Origin of the sequence: Flavitalea plasmicola (assembly GCF_030546645.1) — a bacterium.
Lineage (GTDB): Bacteria > Bacteroidota > Bacteroidia > Chitinophagales > Chitinophagaceae > Puia.
This window is the reverse complement of record NZ_JAUOTO010000011.1, coordinates 86,329-109,442: the sequence shown is the minus strand read 5'-3', so window position 1 is coordinate 109,442 and position 23,114 is coordinate 86,329. Positions and strand designations below refer to the sequence as shown.

The following is a 23,114-nucleotide window of genomic DNA, read 5'->3' as shown; positions in this document are numbered from 1 at the left end:
TAAAAAGTGATTGACGTTCGTCATTCCAGGTTTGTCCGTTGTTATTCATTCCATTCTTTTTTTATCTTTTCTTATCTTTTCTTATCCTTCCGTCCTATTCCGTTCCCAGCCCCCAGTCGATCCCTTTCAGGGTGGCTGGCACCCCATCCTTGATCCAGCGGGCCGGCGGCTCACCTTTCAGGTAGTAGCCAAAGAACTGGGCAAGACGTATGGACCAGTCCTTACGATTGCGCCGCTCCGTTAGCCCATGGTCTTCCCCGTTGTATTGGATCAGCCACACTTTTTTCCCCAGTCGCCGGAGGGCGGAAAACATTTCGATGCCCTGGTACCAGGGTACGGCGCCGTCCGCATCGTTGTGCATCATCAATAAAGGCGTCGTGACCTTATCGGCCCTGAAGAGCGGCGAGTTCTTTATATACAGGTCCTGCTTTTGCCACAGCGTGGCGCCAAGGCGGCTCTGGCTACGCTCGTACTGGAATTGCCGGCTGATGCCCGTGCCCCAGCGGATACCCCCATAAGCGCTCGTCATATTGGCCACAGGGGCTCCCGCTTCAGCGGCAGCAAATTTATTGGTCCGGGTGACCATGTAGGCTGTCTGGTAGCCGCCCCAGGAATGTCCCTGTAGAGCCATTCTTGTCGTATCCACCCATTTGAAACGGGAGAGATAACGGACAGCAGACATGATGGAATTATAAGCATCCTCGCCCGGAGCGCCCGTCTTGTACCAGATGTCGGGGTCAAAGACAAGATAACCATTACTGGTGAAATAGGGAATATTGATCGACGCCCTTACTGGCTGCGGCGCGATATACTGATACCGGTTTTCCGCATCCCGCTCGTAATAATAGAAAATAATGGGATACTTTTTGGTGCTGTCGAAGTTCTCCGGCTTATACAGCAGCCCTTCGCTCATTTTACCATCCAGCATCTTCCAATGATGCAGCTCGACGCTGAACCAGTTATATTTTTCCTGCTGCGGGTTGATATGGCTGAACGGCTTCGCGGCGGCATTGTCGGGGACAAGGTCCGCCACGGCATTCGTATCCACCGGCGGCGCCACATATACGTCATATGACCGGTCAAAACTGCCTTTCAGATAGCCCATCCGCCAGCTGTTCCTCGCCTTGAAAAAACCGTTGTAACTGACAGGAAGGGTGGAGGTCACAGGCGCATAGGGTGTGCCGATCTTATACAGCTGCAAACCACTGGTCATCTCCTTCGTATCGAAAACAGTCAGCAGGACCAGCTGCCCGTCCCGGATAAACCGGTCCTCCCTGTCCAGCTGAACATAGCGTATCGTCCGGTGGCTGGCCCGCCCCTTGCCGTTGGTCACGTTGACAGGCGCCGCCTTCCCCATAGGATCACACTGCCAGACATCATATTTGTCATAGATATAGACAGAACGATCGTCCTGGTGCCAGGCCATATTCCCGTGAGGCGGCGGATCATCAGGATGATCATCCTCTTCGTCATACAATGGCTGCCGGATACCCGCGGTGATATTGTTGACCCTGCCATCGGCGATGGAATAGGTGAACCAGTTCTTTTGATGCCAGTCATACCATAATATGAACCTCCCCGCGGCCGAAAGGCTGGCGCCCTGCCGCACATTTTCCCGGATCAGCTTACGGCTGCCATCCCGGAGGTCGATCAGGAAGATTTTTTGCAGGCCGTTCTCTTCCCACTGCTGCTGAACCCGGTAGCCCTTACTACTGCTGCCCAGGGCATAAGGCGCATTACCTTCCGCGCCGGGGATCACCGTCTCGCAATCCTCGTCAGCCAGCGGTATCAGCCGTCCGTCATTCCTATTGACAACAGCCAGGTAGCTTCTCTTCAACTCGTTGCTTAGCTGCGTCAGCTGCTGGGGAGACAAATAGTCATCCTTATAGTTCCAGACATCCAGCCGGGCCGTCTCGAAATCCACCCGGTTAGTATCTTTGGGAGGCCGCACAGGTGCGAGACCCAGGAAGAGGCGGCTGCCATCCCTGCTGAAATTATTCGCATAGTCGGCGCTGATAGTTAGTGTGGTCTTTATCCTGCTGCGGTCTGCCTTTATCACCGCGCTGTCCATCCCCGGCGTATAATACCACAGCCGGTAGAATTTCACCAGCGCTTTGCTCACACTATCCCGCTCTGCCACAAAGGCCAGCTGCCCGCCCTGTTCGTCCAGCGCGTAATTTTTGGCGTCGTTGAACCCTTTCATCACCGTGTCGGTCCTGCCGTCTTTCAGGTTCACCCAAAGTATGGTGGCTTTCACCAGCGAATCGCTGTTCTTCCGCGTCGTCTCCGCAATGAACGTATTGCCATTCCGTGAAAAATAATATTCACTCACCAACGGGAATTTCTTCTCTTTCCCCGTGTTGAGATCACGCAGCACCAGGGTCGTCCCTTCTTCGATCGTCTCCCCTCCCTTCCCTTTGGTTTCCTTCTGCGCCGGAAGAATTGAAAAACCTTTGGAGGCTATTTCAGCTACCTTCCGACGGAGACTGTCTGCTATCCGGGACAGGCTGTCCGCCCGGGTAAGTAATTGCCGGATACGGGTAAGCGAGTCCGGAGCTCCCCGGGTAGAGTCCGCCTTTCCCGTGCCGCCCGGGGACTTCTCCAGCAGGTAAGCCAGCCAGGTCCCTTGCTTTTCTGGTACCTTATAGGATTTGACCTGGGGTATCTTCATAAGGCTGTCCTTACCCAGCTCTATCCAGGCCAGCGTATCCTTGGGCATCTGCTCCGGGGTCTTCTTTTTTATCCGGGCTTCGCGGGTTTCCTTGAAAAAGGGCTTGATATGGAACACCACCCATCGGCTGTCCGCCGTGATCGAGGCCGTGGCGCCCCGCGGTATTTCTTTTGCATAGGAGGTTTCTGTATTTCGTATCACGAGCCTGCCATCTCCCTCCTGGGGCATAATGGTATAGACCAGGTATTTACCATCCGGGGAAAGCAGCCGCTCGCCAATGGATTCCCACCCGTCATAGACAGTGTGGTCAAGAGCCGGTTTTTGGGAAAAAGCAGGATGAAAGGCAAAGGCCAGGATAAATAGAAAAGAGGCTTTTCTCATGTCAGCGGGCGTTTGGTTGAATCCTGACGAATTTAACCAATGTGGATGAAAATTCCGAACAATTTCCACCAGCGGGCCGTTGTCATAAACAATTCATTATATATTAATATGAGCAAAGAAACCTCCTTCAAAAAAGAATTCACCATCGGGGATGATCGCATCGTTCGCCGCATGGGATATGGAGCCATGCGCATAACGGGCAAAGGCATCTGGGGACCGCCCAAAGACAAGGCCGAGGCATTGCGGGTATTGAAAAGAGCTATGGAGCTGGGCGTCAACTTCATCGATACGGCAGACAGCTATGGCCCCCATGTATCCGAAGACCTGATCGCCGAAGCATTGCACCCCTATCCCCCCGACCTGGTCATCGCCACCAAGGGAGGGTTCCTGCGCACAGGTCCTGATGCATGGACCATTGATGCAAGGCCGGAACATTTGAAAATTGCCCTGGAAGGCAGCCTGACCCGCCTCAAGCTGGACCAGATAGAGCTCTATCAGCTGCATAGGATCGACCCGAAAGTGCCGGCGGAAAAAACATTCGAATTCTTACAGGGCGTACAGGAAGAAGGCCTGGTAAAGCATATCGGCCTCTCCGAGGTCAGCGTGGATGATATCAAACGGGCCGAAGAATACTTCGATGTCGTGTCCGTGCAGAACATCTACAGCGTGGACAACCGCAAATGGGAATCCGTACTGGAATATTGCGAACAGACAAATAAAGCCTTCATTCCCTGGTATCCCATGAATGCGGGCAACGTGGCGTCGATGAAAAAGATCGAAGAGGTGGCCAATGATTTGGGCGCCACCCCCCACCAGGTGGCGCTATCCTGGCTCCTCCACCATTCTCCTAATATTTTGCTGATACCAGGGACATCCAGTGTCAGTCACCTGGAGGAGAATATTCAAGCGGAGCTGATCTCACTGTCACCCGCACAGCTGAAGAAATTGGAATCATAACAAGCGCTTTATATACGGCTCGATATCGGCCGGCTTTGTGACAGGAGAAAATCTTTTCACAGGCCGGCCGTTCTTATCCACGAGGAACTTGGTGAAATTCCACTTGATCCGCCGCCCGAATAACCCGCCGAGCTTAGACTTCAGGTATTTGAACACGGGATGCGTATGTTCGCCGTTGACGGCTATCTTCTCAAACAGCGGGAAAGTAACCCCATGATTTATTTTACAGGTCTCCTCCATCGTGTCATTGCTCAATGGCTCCTGTCCCCCGAATTGATTACAGGGAAATCCTAATACCACCAGTCCTTTGTCTTTATAGTCCATGTACAATTTCTCCAGCCCCTCGAACTGAGGGGTCAGGCCACACTGCGTCGCCGTATTCACGACAAGGACCACTTTCCCCTGGTAGGTCGACATGTCGATGGGGCGTCCCTGCGGATTGTTGGCGGAAAGCTGGTAGAATTCGTTAGGCATTTAAATGATAATTAATTATTCGATTGATTTAGCCTGGATAGACTGGTTTATGGATTTATTTCTCCAGCCCCATTTGCTTCATGTAGGTCTGGTTGTCCCAGAATAATGATTCTTCTATCATCAAGCCGTTCTTCCAATGACCTACCGTACACATCGGTATCTTAAATGATTTTCCAGTTGGCTGAATGAATTTACCATTGCCAAGGGGCATTGGTTTAGTAAATGTTCCTTCCATAACACCGGTAACACAAGTCCATTCGCCCGTGCCACCTCCAAATCTAATAGGATGCACTTTTATTCTGGTATCAGGAGCATATACAAACATAGCCTTCATATCCTCAATATGCTTTGGGAGACCATTGGTATGGTGGCCGTCGGGCCAATTCACAACTATATCATCAGCATGACTTTCGTGAAAACGAACCCACTGTTGGCCACTGAATATCACAAAATCCAATGTATCAAATGTAGCTAAATTTTTTACGAGATCCGGGCTTCCGACCGACATCGCTTTCAAAACGTTTTGCATCGAATCAATTTTGGCCTGCATCTCTTTTGAATTTGCGCTTTCATTACCTGAGCAGCTTGCAAATGCCACAATTACAGCTATACCCAAAAACGCAATCAATAAGTTGAATGTAGTCTTTTTCATGATTATTTTTTTAAATTATCGTTTTTATTGAAAGCAAATTCCTGTTGCGCCAGAGATGCAGAAATGCAGAAGAAGATCGATATACTACACAAAATTACAAAATATAGGCCCCAATGCTATTGGTTTTTTGCAACTAACTTAAATGATCCCACCAGGAATTGCTCTGTACCAGTCACGGGGATGACGAAGCAAAAGAGTCGCCCCGGGGTATCGTCGTATCCTTGGAAATATTGGCACCCTGAGGACGAACTCGCTTGGTAGAATGCCTACCGGATGGTTTATGCGCAGGAGCCTCTAACGAACTCTCAGGAAAAGACACAGACCTCTCCCGCACCGGCGGCTGCCGGCTTCCCCGTTGCTCCAGCCATTGTGCCCCAAACGCATACAGCCCTGCCAACAGCCCAAAACCCAGTATCGACAGAAAAAGACATTTAAAAAAATACTTGAAATTCCCATGACGGTCATTCTCCGGGAACAGGCTGATCCTGCGCACAATAGGCTTAGGCTGTGCTTCCAGTACCGCCGTCATCTTTTGCAGCTGCTGACTATGAACAGCCTGCATCCCCGCCAGGGTCTCCTTCACCTGCACACCGAAATCCGCAACGCCCGCCGCAAACTGGTCCTTCAAAGGCTGCAGGTCCGGCGGCGGCGCCACAATTTGCAAATTTTCCAGTTGCCGCTGAAATCCATCCATCCTTTCACCCAGGCCGGCAACGGTCTTATTCATCTCCTTTATAGCATTGGAAAACTGTTTGTGTTCATTCAGTATCTCGTTCAGCACCGCCCTGAACATTTCCGTTTCATTTAATTCCGGCATATTATAAGCTTAAACTATGTGAATGTGTGTGACGATGCCATTGCTCATGACGTTGATGGAGCTCCTGCTCCTGTTTGAGGCGCTGTTCCTCCGCCAGTCTTAACCGCTCCTGCTCCTGGCGTAACGACAAGCTCAACGACAAGGTCGATTCTATCTTATGGAAGGGATATCCTGCTTCATACCCCCTGATTACCACATGATTCTCATCCTTAAAGGCGATACCTCTTTCAGAAAGATACACGGTATATCCTTTTTCTTCCATCAGCGCTTTAAACGCTGTCACGTCCTGCGAAACAAGCAGGGTCTCCGTGATATTCTCCTTCAATTTATCCAGGCGAATGCCATGTCGGGGAACCTGACGCTGTTCCTCCGTCAGGAACCCGGGTGGACTTAGCTCCTGCCGGAGCCCATGCCGGAGCTCAGCCTGCCGACAATAATCAATTAACCTTCTCAATGAGAAGCTATTACTGGTAGCATGCCTGTCAAATCCTATCCTGTTAGCCACCACGTGAATGTGCTGATGGAACGTATCCTTGTGCTGAATGACCACATACTGGTGCTTCTCAAAGTCCATATGCGTCGCACATTCTTTTCCCAGTTGGACAAGCTTGCTTCTGGCCACCTGCTCCCCTGGAGGCAGGCTGAGAGAAAGGTGCATGACAGGCTCGGATATGTCCCGCCTGAGCCTGATCACTTCCCTGAATTGCTGGGCAAGCTCTTCCTTATCGCCATAGCAATGGTGGCAATAAAGGATCTCGGCACGATCTTTATAGATCACCTGCCGGCTTTGCGTCAGCTTATCAGTCAGGCAATAGTCTAAGGTTAGTCTGGCTGACCTTCCGGTGCTGGTGGTTCCGAACATAACAGGTAAGATTTAATGTCCTTTATTAATTGTTTCACTTCTTTAGCCCGGAACATCAATTCTGCCCGCTCTAAGCCGTCCAGATCCTCGTTATCCAGTCGTTTACGGGCAATGATCTCCAGGACGCTAATGATCCCGGATAGTACACCGATGAATGCCAGCACCTCCGGTGGCAGCGTCTTTCGCTTTTCCGGCGAATCCTTCAATCCCATGTCCCGGAGAAATACGGAGACTGAAAGGCCTGCTTCCCGGGCCCGGATCTTGATATAGCGTTTCTCAGTGGGGGTACAACGGAGCATGACATAAGTGCTCTTACGATGTGTTTTCGATGCATACATATTTTTTGTTTTTAGGACATCAAATATCGGCATGCACAAAGCCTCCGTCAATCCATAACGCATCATGGATTTTACAGCAATTGAAAGTGAAAGACTTATGGGAAGAAGAATTCCTGCAATGCCTTGTAAAGTTTCTCCAGAGCAGGGTCGTCCATCTTCATCTCCTTTTTGATACCGGAAATTTTCACCTGTAAAGTATTGGTCTTATAATCCCCGAATTGCACAAACTGCCGGAGGAGGGATGCCATATCCATATCGCTAAAGTTCTTGAACAGCAGCAACCCCTTCTGACCCGGCTCCTTTAGGTTCTGCAGAAGGATCAGGACCTGGACGACTTTCGTCAAATCATGCTCATTATAAAGTAGGTCGATCCTCCCCAGATAGGTCCGTAAAAGCGTGGATATCTCCTCTTCGATCTTATCGATCAACCCCTCCTTCCCCATAGCCAGCGCTTCCTGCGGTATCTCGGGCGCAGGAGGAACAGGGCTCTGCAGTCGCTTTTTCTCCTCTTCCACCCACCTCATGGTGGTCTCCAGGCTGGCCTTCCATCTTGGAAACCATACCCAGAACATCCAGCGATGATTCCTGATCATTCGCTGTTGCCGGAGCACTTCAAAATAGAGGAAACGGACAAATTCATCTTTATTCTCGTACGCCTTGTAATGAAACTCAATATAACGCACCAGGTCATACCCCCGGTATTCATACATTTTACCAAAAATTTCAGCGTTGTATTGGAACTTATTGGGCGGTTGCTTAAAATACAGGTAATAGTCCTTCTGGTAAGGCCCCACCTTATACTGAAAATAGGGGATCAGGTCATCATCTTTGTGCAGGTCAAAAGGAACCCGCATTCCAATCAGCGGTAACAAGTTACGGATAAAATCATCGTCCAGCCATTTGCGCGGAGGCTTCATAGTTAATAAGGTTTAATGAAAGAATAAGGTTAATAAATCTAAAAGGACCTACAACAAGCAAGACAGCCATAAGTTGCCTGATTTTCGAACAAAACAGGAAAGGGCTGCCTTATGTCAGGTAAGGGATCTTTTGTATCATTGTGCCCATGATGCAAAGAAAATGGTGGCAGCGTCTCCTACCCCATGCGATCGCCCTGCTCATTTATGTTGGAACAGCCGTCGTCTATTGCAGACCGGCTTTCCAACATAAAGTATTGGTACAGGAAGATATCACCCAATGGAGGGCCATGTCCCGAAGCTCGTTCCTGTACCGCGAACAGCACGGCCACTTCCCATTATGGACAGAGTCCATGTTCAGTGGAATGCCTGCCTATCTCATCGCTATGGAAGCGACAGCCTTCGCCCCACAGCCCTATGTCACTTCCCTGGTGTCCTTCTATCTGCCTAAACCAGCCAGCTTTTTTGTCCTGGCCTGCATCGCCATGTATTTCCTCACACAGGTGCTGCGGGTGAATCCCTACGCCGGCATCATCAGCGGCCTGGCCTATGCCTACGCTACCTATAATCCCGTGATCATTTCCGTGGGGCACGACACGAAAATGCAGGCCATCGCCCTGTTGCCCGCCTTTATTGCCGGGCTGATGCTGATCTATGAAAAAAAATATGGCTGGGGCGCAGCCCTCACCGCCCTCTGTACGGCCATGATCGTCGACGCCAATCACCTGCAGATCTTTTACTATGGACTGATCGTCGCCGGGTGCATGACCGCCGGCTATGCCTTCCGATGGGTCAGGAATAGAGAATGGAAACACCTCCTCATCACAGCCTTGCTGGCATCCGCGTGCGGACTGACAGGGATCCTTTGCAATGCCGTCGCCATCTTTACCACTGCCGACCTCAGCAGGGCCACCATCCGTGGCGGGAGCGAGCTCGCCGCGAACACAACGGCTCAAAAAGGGCTCAGCGAAGACTATGCTTTCAGCTACAGCCTTTACCCCAATGAATCCTTTATCCTGATGGTACCTAAGATGTATGGCGGCAGCTCGGGGCCCGAACTGGCAGAAGATCATTCAAAAGCCCAGGCCTCCCTGAAAGGACAACCCGCAGAGATTGCCCAGGCTATACAACAACAGGACCTGCTCACCTTTTACTGGGGAGGCATCGGCGGCACGGCCGGACCGGCTTACGCGGGTGCTGTCGTTTGCTTCCTGGCCCTGCTGGGCATGTTCGTCCTCGACAACACCCATAAATGGTGGATGGCAGCTACGGTCCTGCTCACCCTCCTGATGAGCTGGGGCGGCTACTTCCCGGAATTTAACAGATTCCTGTACGCCCACCTCCCCATGTACAATAAGTTCCGGGCGCCCAGCGTCATCCTGGTGATCCCGGTATTCCTGCTGAATATGCTGGCAGCACTTACACTTCAGCAGATCCTGGAGAACCAGGGATCCATCTGGCAAAAATACAAGCATGCGCTCCTGCTGACAGCCGGCATCTTCCTCATCCTGGCAGGGTTCTACTTCCGCCTGGATTATACCACCATCTACGACAGGCAGTTCCTGCGCCACGCCATGAAAGCCGATGGTGCCACCAGGGATCACATGACGGCCTTCATACAAGCCCTTCGCGATGACCGCAAAGTACTGTTCCTGCATTCCATGATCCGCTCCCTGCTGTTTATTGCCGCCGCAGCCCTGATAACAGGCCTTTACCTGAAAAGAAAAATAAAAACCTGGATCCTGCTGACAGCATTGGGTGTCCTTACCTACACCGACCTGATCACCATCGACCTTCAGTACCTCAACAACAATAATTACAAGCCGGCAGCCACCGCTCCCACCGACCAGGTGGCCACCGCCGCCGACCAGCTGATCCTGCGGGACACCGGATACTATAGGGTATTCGACCTGCGCTATGGTGCCGGCTATACCCTCGGCTATGGAGCCGCCACCGCCTGGTTCCATCGCTCCATCGGAGGTTATAATGCCGCCAAGCTCAGCATCTACCAGGACCTCATCGAACGCCAGCTCAGCAGCTATCCCCGGTGCCAGCCCGTAGTCGATATGCTAAACACTCGTTACCTCATCGGCCCCGGCGATACTGTCATCCACAATGAAGGCGCCCTGGGACCGGCCTGGTTTGTAAAAGGAATAAAATACGCCCGCAGCCCGGAAGAAATGATGAACGCCCTGTCAGGTCTCAGCCCAAAAGACACCGCCGTCCTCATGGAAAAAGACAAGCTCCCCGCATTGGATGCTCCCAGCCCGGCCGACAGCATATGGCTTACCGATAACAACAATGATGAAATGACTTACGGATCCTCCTCCAGACTAGGCCGCTTTGCCGTATTCAGTGAGGTCTGGTACAACGGGGGATGGAAAGCCTACATTGACGGGGCAGAAACACCCATATTCAGAGCAAATTATGTCCTGAGAGGACTGCCGATCCCGGCCGGCCGGCATACCATCCGGTTCGCCTTCCATCCCGGATCCTACTATTTGGGACAAATAGTACAGCGCGTGGCGGGAATTTTAACATTATTGCTGCTTATATCAATGATTTACATAAAATTAATATATTCACACAAAGCAAAAACAGCCTAACTTTGCGGCTCTGATAGGTCAACTTAAATAGCAGATTACGGTCCGCACCTAAATGAATATGTGAATATGGCAATTTTAGCGTTTTTTCTGTGTCACTGGTTCTTATCCCTGTTCTCACAAACTTTCTTCCTGCATCGCTATGCATCGCACAAGATGTTCAAGATGAATAAATTCTGGGAAAAGTTCTTCTACACCTTCACTTTCGTCTCCCAGGGCAGCTCGTTCCTGAACCCCAGGGCCTATGCCATCCTGCACCGGATGCATCACGCCTATAGCGACACGGAGAAGGACCCGCATTCTCCCCATTTTATCAAGGATGTCTGGGGCCTGACGATGAAGACGAAGAACATCTACATGGACTACCTTAAGTATAAGAAAGAGCCGGAGCCCGCTTTCCGGGATCGCTACCCCACCTGGAAAGCCCTGGATCGGGTCAGCGACCTGTGGGTGACACGCATTGCCTTCGGCATCGGCTACACGGCCTTCTATGTGGCCTTCGCACCGTATTGGTGGGTATATCTTTTGCTGCCCATCCACTTTTTCATGGGGCCGATCCATGGGGCCATCGTCAACTGGTGCGGGCACAAGTACGGCTACTCCAATTTCGACAACAAAGATCATAGCAAGAACTCTTTGCCGCTGGACCTGCTGATGATGGGAGAACTCTTCCAGAACAACCATCATAAGAGTCCCAACGATGCGAATTTCGCAAAGAAATGGTTCGAGCTGGATCCAACCTGGCCGATCATCCGCGTATTACATACCCTCCGCATCATTCGGTTGAGAAAGACCCAATAAGATCATACAATGGTCCGCATTGTACAGGTCTGAAATAGTAGTACACCCGGCGCCGTCAATCTTTTTCGCGGAATCGGCTGAAGAAAAGAAAAGCCAGGATACAAAGCACAAAACCACAGATGCCATTCATCCGCAGGCCCCGGTCATGCCCCGGATCCTTCCCGTATATTGTTAGAAAGGCAAATAAGGCAATCCCCAGCGTCTGTCCCAGCTTCACAAAGAAATATTTTACGGCAAAGAACATCCCCTCCCTGTTCTCCCCCGTCTCGACAGCATCCTTCTGAGCGATCTCGGCCAGAATGGCATTCGGCAGGATACCCAGGGACGCAAGGGGAAAAGCGGCGCAGATCACCAGCGCATAGATCTGGACCAGCGGCGAAGCCGGCAGCTTCCCCAGGAAATAAACGCCGATAAATATCAGGCTCAGCAAACCAAAGGAAAATAAGACCACCGGCTTTTTGCCCCAACGCCCGGCCAGCAGGTTGATCAGGGGATAGAATACCAATGACCCCAGCACCATCACGCCCATCAACAATCCCCCTTTTGATTCAGGCAGGCCAAGAAGCACGGTGATGAAATACAGCAGGCCGCTGGATATGATGCTCAGCGCCATGAAATAGGAGAAATCCGAGATCAGGTAATATTTAAAATTACGATTGGCAAAGGTCTTTCGGATGGCAGGCAACAACGCCAGATGGGAAGGCTTGCTGGCTGAATACTTCCTTTCATCGACATAAATAACAGGTATGAGCATGATGGCGCCCGCCAATACACAGAGCCCTCCCACCGTCATCTGAACGGCGGCGTCACGGTCCCCCACCCTGAACACGGATTGTACCCCGTCAGCCAGGTTGTTTACCAGCGCCGATACGATGATACCCAGGACAAAGCCCACTTGTTGAAAAGAAGAAAGCTTCACCTTTTCCGCGGCCGTATCCGTCATTTCCGGCAGCAGGGCATTGTAAGGGATCATATAGGTGGTTGCCGATACAAAAAACAGGATAAGGGTGATGGTGAGCCACCAGGCATTGGTAATGCTCTCCGCTTTCACCAGGGGATGAAAAGTAAGGAAGCAAAAAAAGGCAGCGGGCAAGACGGCCATCTTCATAAATGGGATGCGGCGTCCCTTGGGATGCTTACTCTTATCGCTAAGCGAGGCGATGAAAGGATCGTACAGGGCATCCACCAGGCGGCCTGAAGCCGCTATGAGCGACATGATATTCAGCACTCCCAGTATCAGTAGTTGCGGCACCAGCGGAATGAGCCCTGCATTGGAAGGCGGCAGATAATAATAAGGCAGCATTACAATGATGAGATTTGTCAGCATGCTCCAACCCATCATACCCGCTGCATAGGCAAACTGCCGGCTCAACGGTAATTTTTCCCTTGGCATACTGCAAGATGCAACTATTCCTGCATAAAATTTTCCAGATGGCCTACCTTTATCATCTATGAAGGCAATACTCATCACGCGTAAAGGAGGACCCGAAGTCCTGGAAATGCATCAGTTGCCCGCCCCCGTACCTGCTACAGGCGAAGTGCTGATCAGGGTCGCAGCGGCCGGGCTTAACCGTAGTGATATCTATTCCCGTATTTCGACCGCCTACGGAAAAAATGACCTGGATATCCCGGGCCTGGAAGTGTCGGGCCATATCGAAGCTTGCGGGCCAGGCGTCGTCCGTTGGAAAAAAGGAGACGCGGTCTGCGCCCTGGTGACGGGCGGTGGGTATGCGGAATACGTCGCCGTCCCCGAAGGACAATGCCTGCCCGTGCCGGCCGGCCTGAGCCTGGAAGAAGCGGCAGCCCTGCCGGAGACCGTTTTCACCGTTTGGCTCAACGTCTTCCGGATCGCAAGACTGCTGCCGGGAGAGAACCTGTTGGTACACGGAGGCAGCAGTGGCATCGGCGTCACCGCCATCCAGCTGGCCAAAGCGTTGGGCTCACCGGTGTACGTGACAGCCGGCACGGACGAAAAGTGCCGCTGGTGTGAATCGCTGGGCGCTACCCGCGCAGTCAACTATAAGACGGATGACTTCGGGGAAGCGTTTAAAGATATAGGCATCGACGTCATACTCGATATGACGGGCGGGGATTTCACGGCTAAGAACATTCACTTGCTGCGGGAAGACGGCAGGATAGTATGGATCAATTCCATGCGGGGAAAGAACGCCACCATCGACCTTTCGGAGATCATGCGCAAACGCATCGTAATGACGGGCAGCATGCTCAAGCCACGGGATAAGGATTTCAAGTCGGCCCTGGCATCGGAAGTGGAAAAATTTGTATGGCCCCTGGTCGCCAATGGCGCAGTAAAGCCCGTGATCTATAAGATCCTGCCCCTGAAGCAGGCAAGCGAAGCCCAGCAGCTGATGGAGAGCAGTGAGCACATAGGCAAGATCCTGCTGCGCGTAAGCTAGACCGCCTTGGCCTGAACCACGTTGAATTCCGGCTGATGATGCACGGGGAAATTCATGGAGCTGGCAATAAAACAATATCTGTTCGCCTCGTGATGCAGCGCCTTGGCCTTTTCCACCAGCGCTGCATCCGTAATGGTCACCAAAGGTCGTAGCGTCACCTCCCTGAAATAGCCGCTGCCGTCAGCCTTTTCCATCATCACGCCCTCGGCCTGGTCACGGTAATCCACCACCACGATGTTGTTGACTGCACAAAGATGCAGGTACCACAACATATGGCAGGAAGATAGCGAAGCCACCAGCAGCTCCTCCGGGTTATACCGCTCCCGGTTGCCCCGGAAAGAAGGATCGGATGATCCTTGTATCTCCGGCTTGCCTGCAACCGAAATAATATAGTCCCTGTCGTAAGCCTTATAATCGGCAGTCCCTTCTCCCTTATTGCCTGTCCATGTAAGGACAGTGGCATAATTGTGTGTCTTTTCCATAGGATAAAGGTACGATTCGTAGATTTACAGCATGAACAGTCCTATACTTACGTGCATCCTGCTGCTGATCCTTCCCTCCTGTCTTTTTTCCCAGTCGGGCGCCGGTCCGCGCCACGACTCCTTTATCGTGGTTCCCCTGGGCGTAAAAGGCGGGCTGGATGAAAGCAATCTCTCCGCTTATATGGTGGCGCCCGCCGGTCACGAGGACTATATTTGCCTGGATGCAGGGACCCTTTATGCCGGCATTCAAAAAGCCGTGGACAATGGCGCCTTCTCCGGCAGCGTGAGCAAAATATTGAGAGGACATATTAAAGGCTATTGTATCTCCCACCCTCACCTGGACCATGTGGCAGGCCTGATCATCAATTCCCCCGACGACACGGCCAAAACCATTTATGGCATGCCCCATACCCTCAAAGTGCTGGAGGAAAAATATTTCACCTGGGCCGCCTGGGCTAATTTTGCCGATGCAGGGGAAGCCCCCGCTTTGAAGAAATACCATTATGCACCAATGCAAGCCGGACAGGAGATACAACTGACAGGAACAGGTATGCAGGTCACCGCCTTTCCCCTCAGCCATGGCGAGCCTTACGAAAGTTCTGCCTTCCTCATAAGAAAGGGAGATGCCTACCTCCTGTATCTGGGTGACACAGGCGCCGATACCATCGAGCATGCCGGAAAACTGGCGAAATTGTGGCAGGTGACAGGTCCCCTGATACGACAAGGAAAACTCCGGGCCATCTTTATAGAGACATCCTTCTCCAATCAACAGCCGGAGCGGCTGCTGTTTGGTCACCTTACGCCCCGCCTGCTCATGGACGAATTAAAAAGATTGGAACAAATTGCCGGAGAAGCCCCCATGCGGGACCTTCCCGTTGTCATCACCCACCGTAAACCTTCAGGTGAGCAGGAAAACATCATACGACAAGAGCTGGAAGCGGGTAATCTCTTGCACGTCAGGCTTATTTTCCCCGATCAGGGCGTTGCGATCCACCTGTGACATGATCTAACCGATCCACCTGTGACCTGATCTAATATTTACTGTCGTCATCCTTCGCAGGGCCGTCTGCCTCATCCTCCGCTTCCCCATCATATTCCGTTCCCGAAAATGCATTCGCAGAACCATTGTGGGTGATGGTTTCCTTTTTGCCGGGAGGATGAGGGAAGCCAGGAAAATCCTGGTCGATATGCTCGTCGTTGCTCTGCTGGACTTCTTCTTTTTTTCGGATAGGCTTGTTGGCTTTCTTCTTCATATGAACCTGTTTGAACCTATCCCAGCAATTCCTGCACCATCCAACGCCTGCTTGAACATCCAACGCCTACTTGAAATCGATATACATGCTCTCGAAATTGAGGATCATTTCACTGAACTGCCCGATCAGGTCCTGGCCCAGGTTACCATAATATTTCTCATTGAGATTGGGGATGGGATCCTTGTGCACAGCCACCTGCTTTAAGGTCGCCGTCTTGCTGCCGACCCTGATGGAAAAATCCCTGATCATATACACGTCCTTTTCGACGACGCCCCCTGCGCCCCCCAGCCGGATAGTAGAAGCTTTACCCTTTTTTAGGATGTCCTGCCTGTATCTCCGGAAATAATTGTCGAAAAGATCGGAGGATGAAGCTCCCGTATCGAACTTAAAACCAAGCGTATCCCGGCCTGCAATCGCGCAGATGACAGGATCGAGCCCGTCCATGGCAAGATTGTGCCATTCAGCATGCCCCGGTTCCGAAGGAATGGTCATCTTTCCGTTCTGGTGGATCCGGATCTCGCGCCATTGGGCAATGACAGGATAACCAATAATAATATTGAGCGCAAGATCGATAGGGGCAATATACAGGACCTCATCGGGCATCACCTGGAAAACGACGTTTTTCATAAGGATCTCGCTGATCCGCAAACTGTCGGCTACCCCCAGAGAACATTTGAAGCGCTGGCCCGTAACGCCTGCCCCTTCGTCATAGCTGACATTCAGCATGCGGATCCCCAGCTTTTTGGCATAAGTGGCCGAAATACTCGAGATATTCGCCCTGGTGTCGAAGATCGCCAGATAATTGCTGTCCCCATGCCGGACAGGGATCTCCATCAAACCCACTTTATTCTTCGTCCAGGGCAGGACCACATTCCCGGGGATCCGCGCCTCTTGCAACGGCACGCCGGCAAGGCCATTGGTGATTAGCGCCGTGTTCCTGACATCGGCATAGGCAGCGCTATCCATCGCCATTTTGTAATGATCGATCAGCTCATTATCCACCCGGGCAGCGCTGGCATACTGGAAGGTCTTGAAATAGTTGTCCTCCTCCAGCAGCATCAGACGTGCCTTGACACTGTCGGGCAAATGAGCGCCATATCCCTCCATCAGGGCCCGGATGTCCTGGATGGATTGGGTATTCATATTAAAAACGTTATCTATAAAAGCACGGAAATACAAGGCTTTCTCGGGGTCGACATCATCTTTATGCAGCTCCAGGCTGCTTCTTAGCTTGAAATACTCCTTTTGGTCCAGCCAGGATTGCCACTCCTTTTCCAGCTGAGGGGAGACAGCATGCCGGCAGGCCAGGCTGCAACACAGCAGCAACAGAAGATGGAATCTATTCATAATATATTATTATAAGCAACTTCGGAGGTAAAATAGTCGTTCTTTTCAGCATTCCGGCGACATTTTTGTTTATTTTGCAATAGGCAGCCTAAATACACCTGGCTGTCCCACCAGTGTTAAAGTCTAAACATCGTGATCATGTCAGAGAGAAAAATAACCTCCACCAACTATCGCAACCAGGCTTACCTCGAAGAAAAATGCACGCTTAACGAACTGCTGGACCTTGTAAGCAAAAGGTGGTTCAGCGATGTGCTGTTTTGTATCGAAGAAGGTAACAACCGCTTCAAGCTGATAAAAGATGACCTCAAATACATCAGCGACACCATTCTTTCCGATCGCCTCAAGCTCCTGGAAAAGTATGGATTGATCACCAGGACCGACTTCGACGAGATCCCGCCGAAAGTGGAATACGCGCTTACCGACAAAGGAGAAGAATTGTCGGGCCTGCTGGACCTGATGTGCCAGTTCAGCGAAACCATCATCGGCGACTTAAAAGGCGCCGTAAAAGCATAAGCCCGCTATACTTTCAAAAATACTTTCTTCTTATACAGGAAGTACAGCAAAGCCCATTTGACGGCCAGAAAACAGAACACCCATACAAAAGCATTCCAGGGCTCTCCCACTAATTGCAACAGCCATTTAAAAAAGCCGTCCGTGGCGTATTTCCAGTTGATAAACCGGCTGGACATATAAATAAGGATGGAGTTCATCCCGATGACCGTGAAAAAGAAAGCCCATTTCCGATGCCCCAGCACGTCGATGATGTAATAGAATAAAGCCAGGAACAACAGGCTGAGCCCTCCCGCCAGCAAAACAAATGAGCTGGTCCAAAGGTTCTTATTGATAGGAAATACCAGGTTCCAGATGAGAGCCAGCCCAAGGGAGATCACTCCGGCCAGGGCCATGCGCATCGCCCTGACGGACGGCTGAAGGACGCTGTTCCTCAAAAGATTGCCGGTAAGTATCCCCATAAGGCCCGTGCCAATAGCGGGAATAGTGGACACCAGTCCCTCGGGATCATGGATCACCAGGTACAAATGACCGGGAAGAATGGACCGGTCGATATACGATGCGAAATTTCCCTCCATACTTAGATCCCCACGGGGAAAACCCGGGGCGGCATTAAAGGCCAACAATAACCAATAACCGATGAGCAAACCCGCCAGCCAGATGATCTGTCCCTTTTGCTTTGTATAGATATAAATGATGTTCGCGAACATATAGGCCAGCCCGATGCGCCCCAGCACACTGCAAAAGCGGACCTCCGACAGCGGGTGGATCTCCAGCCGGTTGTTGTAAATGATCCCCAGGATCACCAGCGTCAGGCCCCTGCGAACCACCCTCCACAACAGCTTTTGCCGATCGACGCCTTTCTCCAGCTCCCTTCCCACGGAATACGGCGTTGCCACCCCCGCAATGAAGAGGAACAGCGGGAAGATAAGGTCATAGAAATGAAAGCCATTCCATTTCGGATGATCGAACTGTTCGGATAACGTTCCCCAAAAAGGACTGCCGGTGATCTTGGCCAGACTATGAAAGAACTCTTCGCCGCCGATGATCCAGAACATATCCAGCCCACGGAGGGCATCGAGAGAATACAGTCGTTGAGAAGGTGTAGCAGTTGCCGGTTGAGCCATAACAGAAGGAATATATGATTGTAGGCATGAATATACTGATTTTAACAAGTTTTTCGCATAAATCTGTCGCTTGCCGTGGCAGGATTATTGCGCGCATTACCATGGATCATATTTTCTCACAAAAAATGATTTTTATGAAGAAGATAATCATCGGCCTTTGTTTGCTGTCGGCCACCACTATGATGTATGCAAAAGACCTGAAGACACGCTATACACCGGAAAAGAATGTACCTATGTCCGTAAAGGAAAGATTTCATAGGGATTATCCCGATGCCAGCGCCATACACTGGAAATACAATGATGGAAGATGGGATGCCAGCTTCCGCAAAATGGACGGCAATATCGAAATGACCTCCTGCTACGATGCGAAAGGTCATCACATCGACTCCCGGGTGCCCATCGCCGGCACCGCAGTACCCGATAAGGTAATGCACCGGCTGAATGAAAAGTATGCGGGCCGGTATGCGCACCGCTATACCAAGATCGAACGGCCTATGAAACGGGACCTGTACCAGGTGAAAGTAAAAGAACAAGGCGCCTATAGGAACCTGTACCTCGACAAACGTGGTCATGAGCGGGATTATGCCAGTAGGTAAGTGAAGACCTGCCATTAAATGATCCCATGTGATAGCTGGCTGTCTCAAATTAGCTCCTTGAGGCGGCCCTTTTTTTGCCCGCCCTGTAAAATAAATTTGGAGGTATGAATTCTTTTTTAGACTTTAGTGTACTACTTTACTAGTACACTAAAATACCCACTATGGTAAGCGTCCGGAATTTGACCTTTTCTTATCGCCGCAGACCCGTATTTAATGGCTTGGATCTTGAACTTAAGCCGGGCTCTATCTATGGACTATTGGGCCGGAATGGAACAGGCAAATCTACCCTCCTGCGTAATATGGCAGGGCTCCTTTTCCCCCAGCAGGGGCGCCTCGACGTCCTCGGATTCGAGCCTCGTAAAAGACAGCCAGCTTTTCTACGGCAAGTGTTCCTGCTGCCGGAAGAGTTCTACCTGCCTCCGATCACCATTGCCAGGTGGGTCCGTCATACGGCTTGTTTTTACCCCCATTTCAGCTTTCAACAATTTCATCAATATATTGCCGGATTCGACATTCCGGCAGAAGGCACCATGCAGGAAATGAGCTATGGTCAGCAGAAAAAATTGCTCATCAGCTTTGCGCTTGCCGTCAATGCCCCTCTCCTGCTGATGGATGAGCCAACCAACGGCCTGGACATCATCAGCAAAGGCCAGTTCCGGAAGGTGATCGCCGGGGCGTTGGACGAGAAAAAGTGTATCCTTATCAGCACACACCAGGTGAAAGACCTGGAAAATCTTATCGACAGGATACTGGTCATCGAAGATGGGAAGATCCTCTTCGAACAGGACATCGAAACCATCGCCCAAAAACTGACATTCTCATTCTCCTTCGATCCGGAAGATCTTTCCCGGGCCCTCTACAGCGAATCCTCCTTCAAAGGGAATGCGTTGGTGCTTCCCAATACGGATGGAGACGACAGCCGTCCGGACCTCGAAATGTTGTACAAGGCCGTGATCCTGGCCAGCGAGCAAATAAATAAGGCGTTTAAATCCTAAATAATGAATCAAACTTTTGACTTCGGCAGATGGTGGATGCTGGTAGGCGGTCACTGGGCAGAAAACCGCAAACGATATTTACTTGCCTTACTGGCCATGGGCGGCCTGCTTATGGCCTGGTATGGCTTTCTCCTTGCAATAGATAAGTTCGGTCCCTTAAATCTTTTTCTCCAATATACAGCCTACCATTGCGGCTTGTATGTGGTCGGATGTCTTTATGCCAGCACCATCTTCGCAGAATTAGGCAGCAAGGCCCGTGCTATCCAATACCTGTCCATCCCGGCCAGTCACCTGGAAAAACTAATGTGCGGGATCCTTTTCGGCGTAGTGCTTTTCTTCCTTGCCTATACGCTTGTTTTTTATTTAGTGGACATACCGATGGTGTCCATGGCCAATGACATTATTGCCCGGGAACACCAACATTGGCCTGGTACTATGTCGCCCATAGGGAAGGTTGAAGTGCTCAACCTATGGAATAACCAGTGGGCGCCTATGCCGGATAAACAATATCACCTGATCTTGCTGGGCTATTTTGTCGTCCAGTCAGCCTTCCTCCTGGGATCGGTCTATTTCAAACGCTGGGGCTTCATTAAGACCATCGTAACCATCCTGCTGTGCTGGCTGGTCTTCATCCTTTTTATGGGTAAAGGGTTGCAGGAGTTCCTGCCTGAAGGGTGGCATTACGACACCCCGCTGCAATGGATCAATTTCAGCACACCGGGCCCCCCTCAATTTGTCAGACTACCTCCTTCATTAGAAAGGATCCTGATCTTTTTGATCCAGTATAGTATTGCTCCCATGCTTTGGTTCATTACTTATTTCCGGCTGAAAGAAAAAGAAGTGTAGGGCTAAAAACATCAATATGCAGTTCAGAGAATCCCAAAGTATTTACCTGCAGATCGCGGATTATGTCTGTGAAAAGATCCTGTTGAAGGAGTGGGAAGCCGGCGGGCGCATTCCATCCGTTAGGGAAATGGCCATCCAATTGGAGGTCAACCCTAATACAGTCATGCGGACCTATGAATTCCTGCAGCAGCAGCAGATTATTTTCAATCAAAGAGGCATTGGTTTTTTCACGTCGAAGGATGCCATCCAGCAGGCCGTCCGCTATCGGAAAGATGTATTTATTGAAAAGGAGCTGCCCCAGGTCTTTCGCAGTCTCTTCCTGCTGGGCATGGACCCGGAAGAATTAAAGCCACGGTATGAACAATACCGCAAACAATATTTTTCATAGCCCTCCCACAATGTTGATGTATGAAGACAAGCAATAAATTATTAGTTTTTCTTTTCCTGGCCATGCTGGCGTTCTTAGGCGCCATCCATCTGGGCCTGTATAGTCAGCTCAAAAAGGGCCATATTATCAGTTCAATACGTCCGACAGATGAATGGATCCGTCCATATAAAGGAAAGTCCCCGTCAGTAGTATATCTGGAAGGCAATATCAATGTCACCCTGGTACCTTCCGACAGCTTTTTTGTTGAATACCGGCAAACCGATGCGGGTTATATCAGCTGCAAGCCCGTGAACGAAGATTCGGTAGTGATCCGGGGGAATGGCGGCAGTTTCACAAACGCACATGATGCATACCACTTCTACAGCGATCTCCCCTGGGTATCCGTTCATATGGGCAGCCACACCGGCATCCGGCTAAAAGGCCTGCTGGCCCTGTTGAAAGGAAATGATAGACCCGGCTCTTTCCAAGCGCATGTTACAGCCACCGATACCCAGCTTTGGATCGGAGAGTCCTATCGTACCAACGATACGAACTATCCTTCCCAATATTATGATTCTTTACAGATAGAAGGGAAGAATATCGACCTGATCCTGCATAGCAACGCCCATATCCGCCATCTGGCCGCCAACCTGGACGCCAGCAGCGAGGTCAATGATCAACAGGCACAAATAGAAACGATCAGTATCCATTATACGCCACAAACAAAGATCAACCTCACAGGCCTCAACCTGGACAAGCTCAACAAAAGCACTCGGTAAAACAGCCCATACACTTCTAAAATAACCATATGCAACTAGTCATTCGTGGTCTCTCCAAGACCTACGCCAACGGCGTGCGCGCCATCCGGGACGTGAACCTGACGCTAACCAACGGCATGTTTGGCCTGCTGGGGCCTAACGGCGCCGGCAAATCCTCCCTGATGCGGACCATCGCCACGCTGCAGGAAGCCGACACAGGCAGCATATTCCTGGATGACCTGGATGTCCTGCGCAACAAGACGGAGGTCCGGAAATTACTGGGCTATCTTCCCCAGGAGTTCGGCGTATACCCCCGCATCTCCGCCGAACAGATGCTGGACCACGTCGCCCGGCTGAAAGGCGTGCAGCGGGCCGGCGAACGTAAAGAGCTCGTGGGCGAGCTGCTGAATAATGTCAACCTGTATAAGGACAGGAAGAAAAAGCTGGGTACTTTCTCCGGTGGCATGAAACAAAGATGGGGGATCGCACAAGCCTTGATCGGTCAGCCGCGACTGATCATCGTGGACGAGCCGACGGCAGGACTGGACCCGGCGGAACGCAATCGCTTCTATAATTTACTAAGCCACCTGGGTGAAAATACCATCGTCATATTATCCACGCATATCGTGGAAGATGTCAGCACCCTCTGCCCCAATTTTGCCATCATCTGCCAGGGAGAAGTCCTTTACAGCGGCCGCCCGCAACAAGCCATGACGGAGATGGAAGGAAGAGTTTTTAGCAAGATGATCCCCAAGAACGATATCGGACAATATCAGTCCGGTTATTCCATACTCTCCACGCAGTTGAAAGGAGGCGAATTATATATCAGGATCCTATCCGACAGCGATCCTTCCGACGGGTTTGCGCCCAGCCCTCCTAACCTCGAAGACGTTTATTTCAGCCATATCATCACCCGTATGGACATCAACACCTTATAATTTCTTTC

The 23,114-nt window shown here is 51.1% G+C and carries 24 protein-coding genes; 12 read left to right on the top strand and 12 right to left on the bottom strand.

Annotation, left to right across the window (positions count from 1 at the left end):
- Positions 1-94: 94 nt before the first annotated feature.
- Positions 95-3,052 (bottom strand): S9 family peptidase, encoded by a 2,958-nt coding sequence (locus Q4E93_RS32565; protein WP_303592138.1) that lies wholly within the window; start codon positions 3,050-3,052, stop codon positions 95-97.
- A 108-nt stretch (positions 3,053-3,160) separates the two neighbouring features.
- Between Q4E93_RS32565 and Q4E93_RS32560 the strand changes: the two genes are divergently transcribed.
- A complete protein-coding gene (locus Q4E93_RS32560) occupies positions 3,161-4,009 on the top strand; it encodes an aldo/keto reductase (RefSeq protein WP_303592137.1) in 849 nt (282 codons plus the stop codon).
- Here the strand turns inward: Q4E93_RS32560 and Q4E93_RS32555 are convergent.
- The 6 genes from Q4E93_RS32555 to Q4E93_RS32530 all read right to left on the bottom strand — a co-directional run bounded on the left by Q4E93_RS32555 (position 4,004) and on the right by Q4E93_RS32530 (position 8,069).
- Positions 4,004-4,483: a glutathione peroxidase gene (locus Q4E93_RS32555; RefSeq protein WP_303592136.1), complete on the bottom strand. Its 480-nt coding sequence runs from the start codon at positions 4,481-4,483 to the stop codon at positions 4,004-4,006. The two genes, Q4E93_RS32560 and Q4E93_RS32555, sit on opposite strands and share 6 nt — an antisense overlap.
- Before the next feature lie 55 nt (positions 4,484-4,538).
- The gene (locus Q4E93_RS32550; RefSeq protein WP_303592135.1) at positions 4,539-5,135 is read right to left on the bottom strand and encodes an ester cyclase; all 597 of its coding nucleotides are present in this window, start codon (positions 5,133-5,135) and stop codon (positions 4,539-4,541) included.
- 172 nt (positions 5,136-5,307) lie between these two features.
- The gene (locus Q4E93_RS32545) at positions 5,308-5,952 is read right to left on the bottom strand and encodes a hypothetical protein (RefSeq protein ID WP_303592134.1); all 645 of its coding nucleotides are present in this window, start codon (positions 5,950-5,952) and stop codon (positions 5,308-5,310) included.
- A 1-nt stretch (position 5,953) separates the two neighbouring features.
- A complete protein-coding gene (locus Q4E93_RS32540) occupies positions 5,954-6,814 on the bottom strand; it encodes a relaxase/mobilization nuclease domain-containing protein (RefSeq protein ID WP_303592133.1) in 861 nt (286 codons plus the stop codon).
- Positions 6,775-7,152, bottom strand: a complete 378-nt coding sequence (locus tag Q4E93_RS32535) for a plasmid mobilization protein (RefSeq protein WP_303592132.1) — start codon at positions 7,150-7,152, stop codon at positions 6,775-6,777. Before Q4E93_RS32535 ends, Q4E93_RS32540 begins: the two co-directional genes overlap by 40 nt.
- Positions 7,153-7,247: 95 nt before the next feature.
- Positions 7,248-8,069 (bottom strand): hypothetical protein, encoded by an 822-nt coding sequence (locus tag Q4E93_RS32530; RefSeq protein ID WP_303592131.1) that lies wholly within the window; start codon positions 8,067-8,069, stop codon positions 7,248-7,250.
- Between the two features lie 146 nt (positions 8,070-8,215).
- On the opposite strand from Q4E93_RS32530, the gene Q4E93_RS32525 reads away from it, so the two are divergent.
- Both Q4E93_RS32525 and Q4E93_RS32520 read left to right on the top strand, forming a co-directional pair.
- A complete protein-coding gene (locus Q4E93_RS32525; protein ID WP_303592130.1) occupies positions 8,216-10,672 on the top strand; it encodes a YfhO family protein in 2,457 nt (818 codons plus the stop codon).
- 66 nt (positions 10,673-10,738) lie between these two features.
- The gene (locus Q4E93_RS32520) at positions 10,739-11,470 is read left to right on the top strand and encodes an acyl-CoA desaturase (RefSeq protein WP_303592129.1); all 732 of its coding nucleotides are present in this window, start codon (positions 10,739-10,741) and stop codon (positions 11,468-11,470) included.
- 55 nt (positions 11,471-11,525) lie between these two features.
- Here the strand turns inward: Q4E93_RS32520 and Q4E93_RS32515 are convergent, their stop codons facing one another.
- A complete protein-coding gene (locus tag Q4E93_RS32515; protein ID WP_303592128.1) occupies positions 11,526-12,863 on the bottom strand; it encodes an MFS transporter in 1,338 nt (445 codons plus the stop codon).
- A gap of 58 nt (positions 12,864-12,921) precedes the next feature.
- Here Q4E93_RS32515 and Q4E93_RS32510 point away from each other — a divergent pair, with 58 nt between their 5' ends.
- Complete coding sequence (locus Q4E93_RS32510) at positions 12,922-13,887, top strand: NAD(P)H-quinone oxidoreductase (protein WP_303592127.1); 966 nt, start codon at positions 12,922-12,924, stop codon at positions 13,885-13,887.
- Here the strand turns inward: Q4E93_RS32510 and Q4E93_RS32505 are convergent.
- Positions 13,884-14,369, bottom strand: a complete 486-nt coding sequence (locus Q4E93_RS32505) for an OsmC family protein (RefSeq protein ID WP_303592126.1) — start codon at positions 14,367-14,369, stop codon at positions 13,884-13,886. The two genes, Q4E93_RS32510 and Q4E93_RS32505, sit on opposite strands and share 4 nt — an antisense overlap.
- A gap of 31 nt (positions 14,370-14,400) precedes the next feature.
- On the opposite strand from Q4E93_RS32505, the gene Q4E93_RS32500 reads away from it, so the two are divergent.
- Positions 14,401-15,369 (top strand): MBL fold metallo-hydrolase, encoded by a 969-nt coding sequence (locus tag Q4E93_RS32500; RefSeq protein WP_303592125.1) that lies wholly within the window; start codon positions 14,401-14,403, stop codon positions 15,367-15,369.
- Between the two features lie 31 nt (positions 15,370-15,400).
- On the opposite strand, the gene Q4E93_RS32495 is transcribed toward Q4E93_RS32500, so the two are convergent.
- Together Q4E93_RS32495 and Q4E93_RS32490 are read right to left on the bottom strand one after the other, a co-directional pair.
- The gene (locus tag Q4E93_RS32495) at positions 15,401-15,622 is read right to left on the bottom strand and encodes a hypothetical protein (RefSeq protein WP_303592124.1); all 222 of its coding nucleotides are present in this window, start codon (positions 15,620-15,622) and stop codon (positions 15,401-15,403) included.
- A gap of 66 nt (positions 15,623-15,688) precedes the next feature.
- Positions 15,689-16,969: a pepsin/retropepsin-like aspartic protease family protein gene (locus Q4E93_RS32490; protein ID WP_303592123.1), complete on the bottom strand. Its 1,281-nt coding sequence runs from the start codon at positions 16,967-16,969 to the stop codon at positions 15,689-15,691.
- Between the two features lie 138 nt (positions 16,970-17,107).
- Between Q4E93_RS32490 and Q4E93_RS32485 the strand changes: the two genes are divergently transcribed.
- Positions 17,108-17,482: a winged helix-turn-helix transcriptional regulator gene (locus tag Q4E93_RS32485; protein ID WP_303592122.1), complete on the top strand. Its 375-nt coding sequence runs from the start codon at positions 17,108-17,110 to the stop codon at positions 17,480-17,482.
- A gap of 5 nt (positions 17,483-17,487) precedes the next feature.
- Here the strand turns inward: Q4E93_RS32485 and Q4E93_RS32480 are convergent, their stop codons facing one another.
- Positions 17,488-18,606 carry an acyltransferase family protein gene (locus Q4E93_RS32480; RefSeq protein ID WP_303592121.1) on the bottom strand — a complete coding sequence of 373 codons (1,119 nt, stop codon included), beginning with the start codon at positions 18,604-18,606 and terminating at the stop codon, positions 17,488-17,490.
- Positions 18,607-18,740: 134 nt separating this feature from the next.
- Here Q4E93_RS32480 and Q4E93_RS32475 point away from each other — a divergent pair, with 134 nt between their 5' ends.
- The 6 genes from Q4E93_RS32475 to Q4E93_RS32450 all read left to right on the top strand — a co-directional run bounded on the left by Q4E93_RS32475 (position 18,741) and on the right by Q4E93_RS32450 (position 23,106).
- Positions 18,741-19,202, top strand: a complete 462-nt coding sequence (locus Q4E93_RS32475) for a PepSY-like domain-containing protein (RefSeq protein WP_303592120.1) — start codon at positions 18,741-18,743, stop codon at positions 19,200-19,202.
- A 218-nt stretch (positions 19,203-19,420) separates the two neighbouring features.
- Positions 19,421-20,197 carry an ABC transporter ATP-binding protein gene (locus Q4E93_RS32470; protein ID WP_303592119.1) on the top strand — a complete coding sequence of 259 codons (777 nt, stop codon included), beginning with the start codon at positions 19,421-19,423 and terminating at the stop codon, positions 20,195-20,197.
- 3 nt (positions 20,198-20,200) lie between these two features.
- Positions 20,201-21,043 (top strand): hypothetical protein, encoded by an 843-nt coding sequence (locus Q4E93_RS32465; protein ID WP_303592118.1) that lies wholly within the window; start codon positions 20,201-20,203, stop codon positions 21,041-21,043.
- A 16-nt stretch (positions 21,044-21,059) separates the two neighbouring features.
- Positions 21,060-21,431 (top strand): GntR family transcriptional regulator, encoded by a 372-nt coding sequence (locus Q4E93_RS32460; RefSeq protein WP_303592117.1) that lies wholly within the window; start codon positions 21,060-21,062, stop codon positions 21,429-21,431.
- Between the two features lie 20 nt (positions 21,432-21,451).
- On the top strand, positions 21,452-22,189 hold the full coding sequence (locus Q4E93_RS32455; protein WP_303592116.1) for a hypothetical protein: 738 nt from the start codon (positions 21,452-21,454) through the stop codon (positions 22,187-22,189).
- 29 nt (positions 22,190-22,218) lie between these two features.
- Positions 22,219-23,106 carry an ABC transporter ATP-binding protein gene (locus Q4E93_RS32450; RefSeq protein WP_303592115.1) on the top strand — a complete coding sequence of 296 codons (888 nt, stop codon included), beginning with the start codon at positions 22,219-22,221 and terminating at the stop codon, positions 23,104-23,106.
- Positions 23,107-23,114 lie beyond the last annotated feature (8 nt).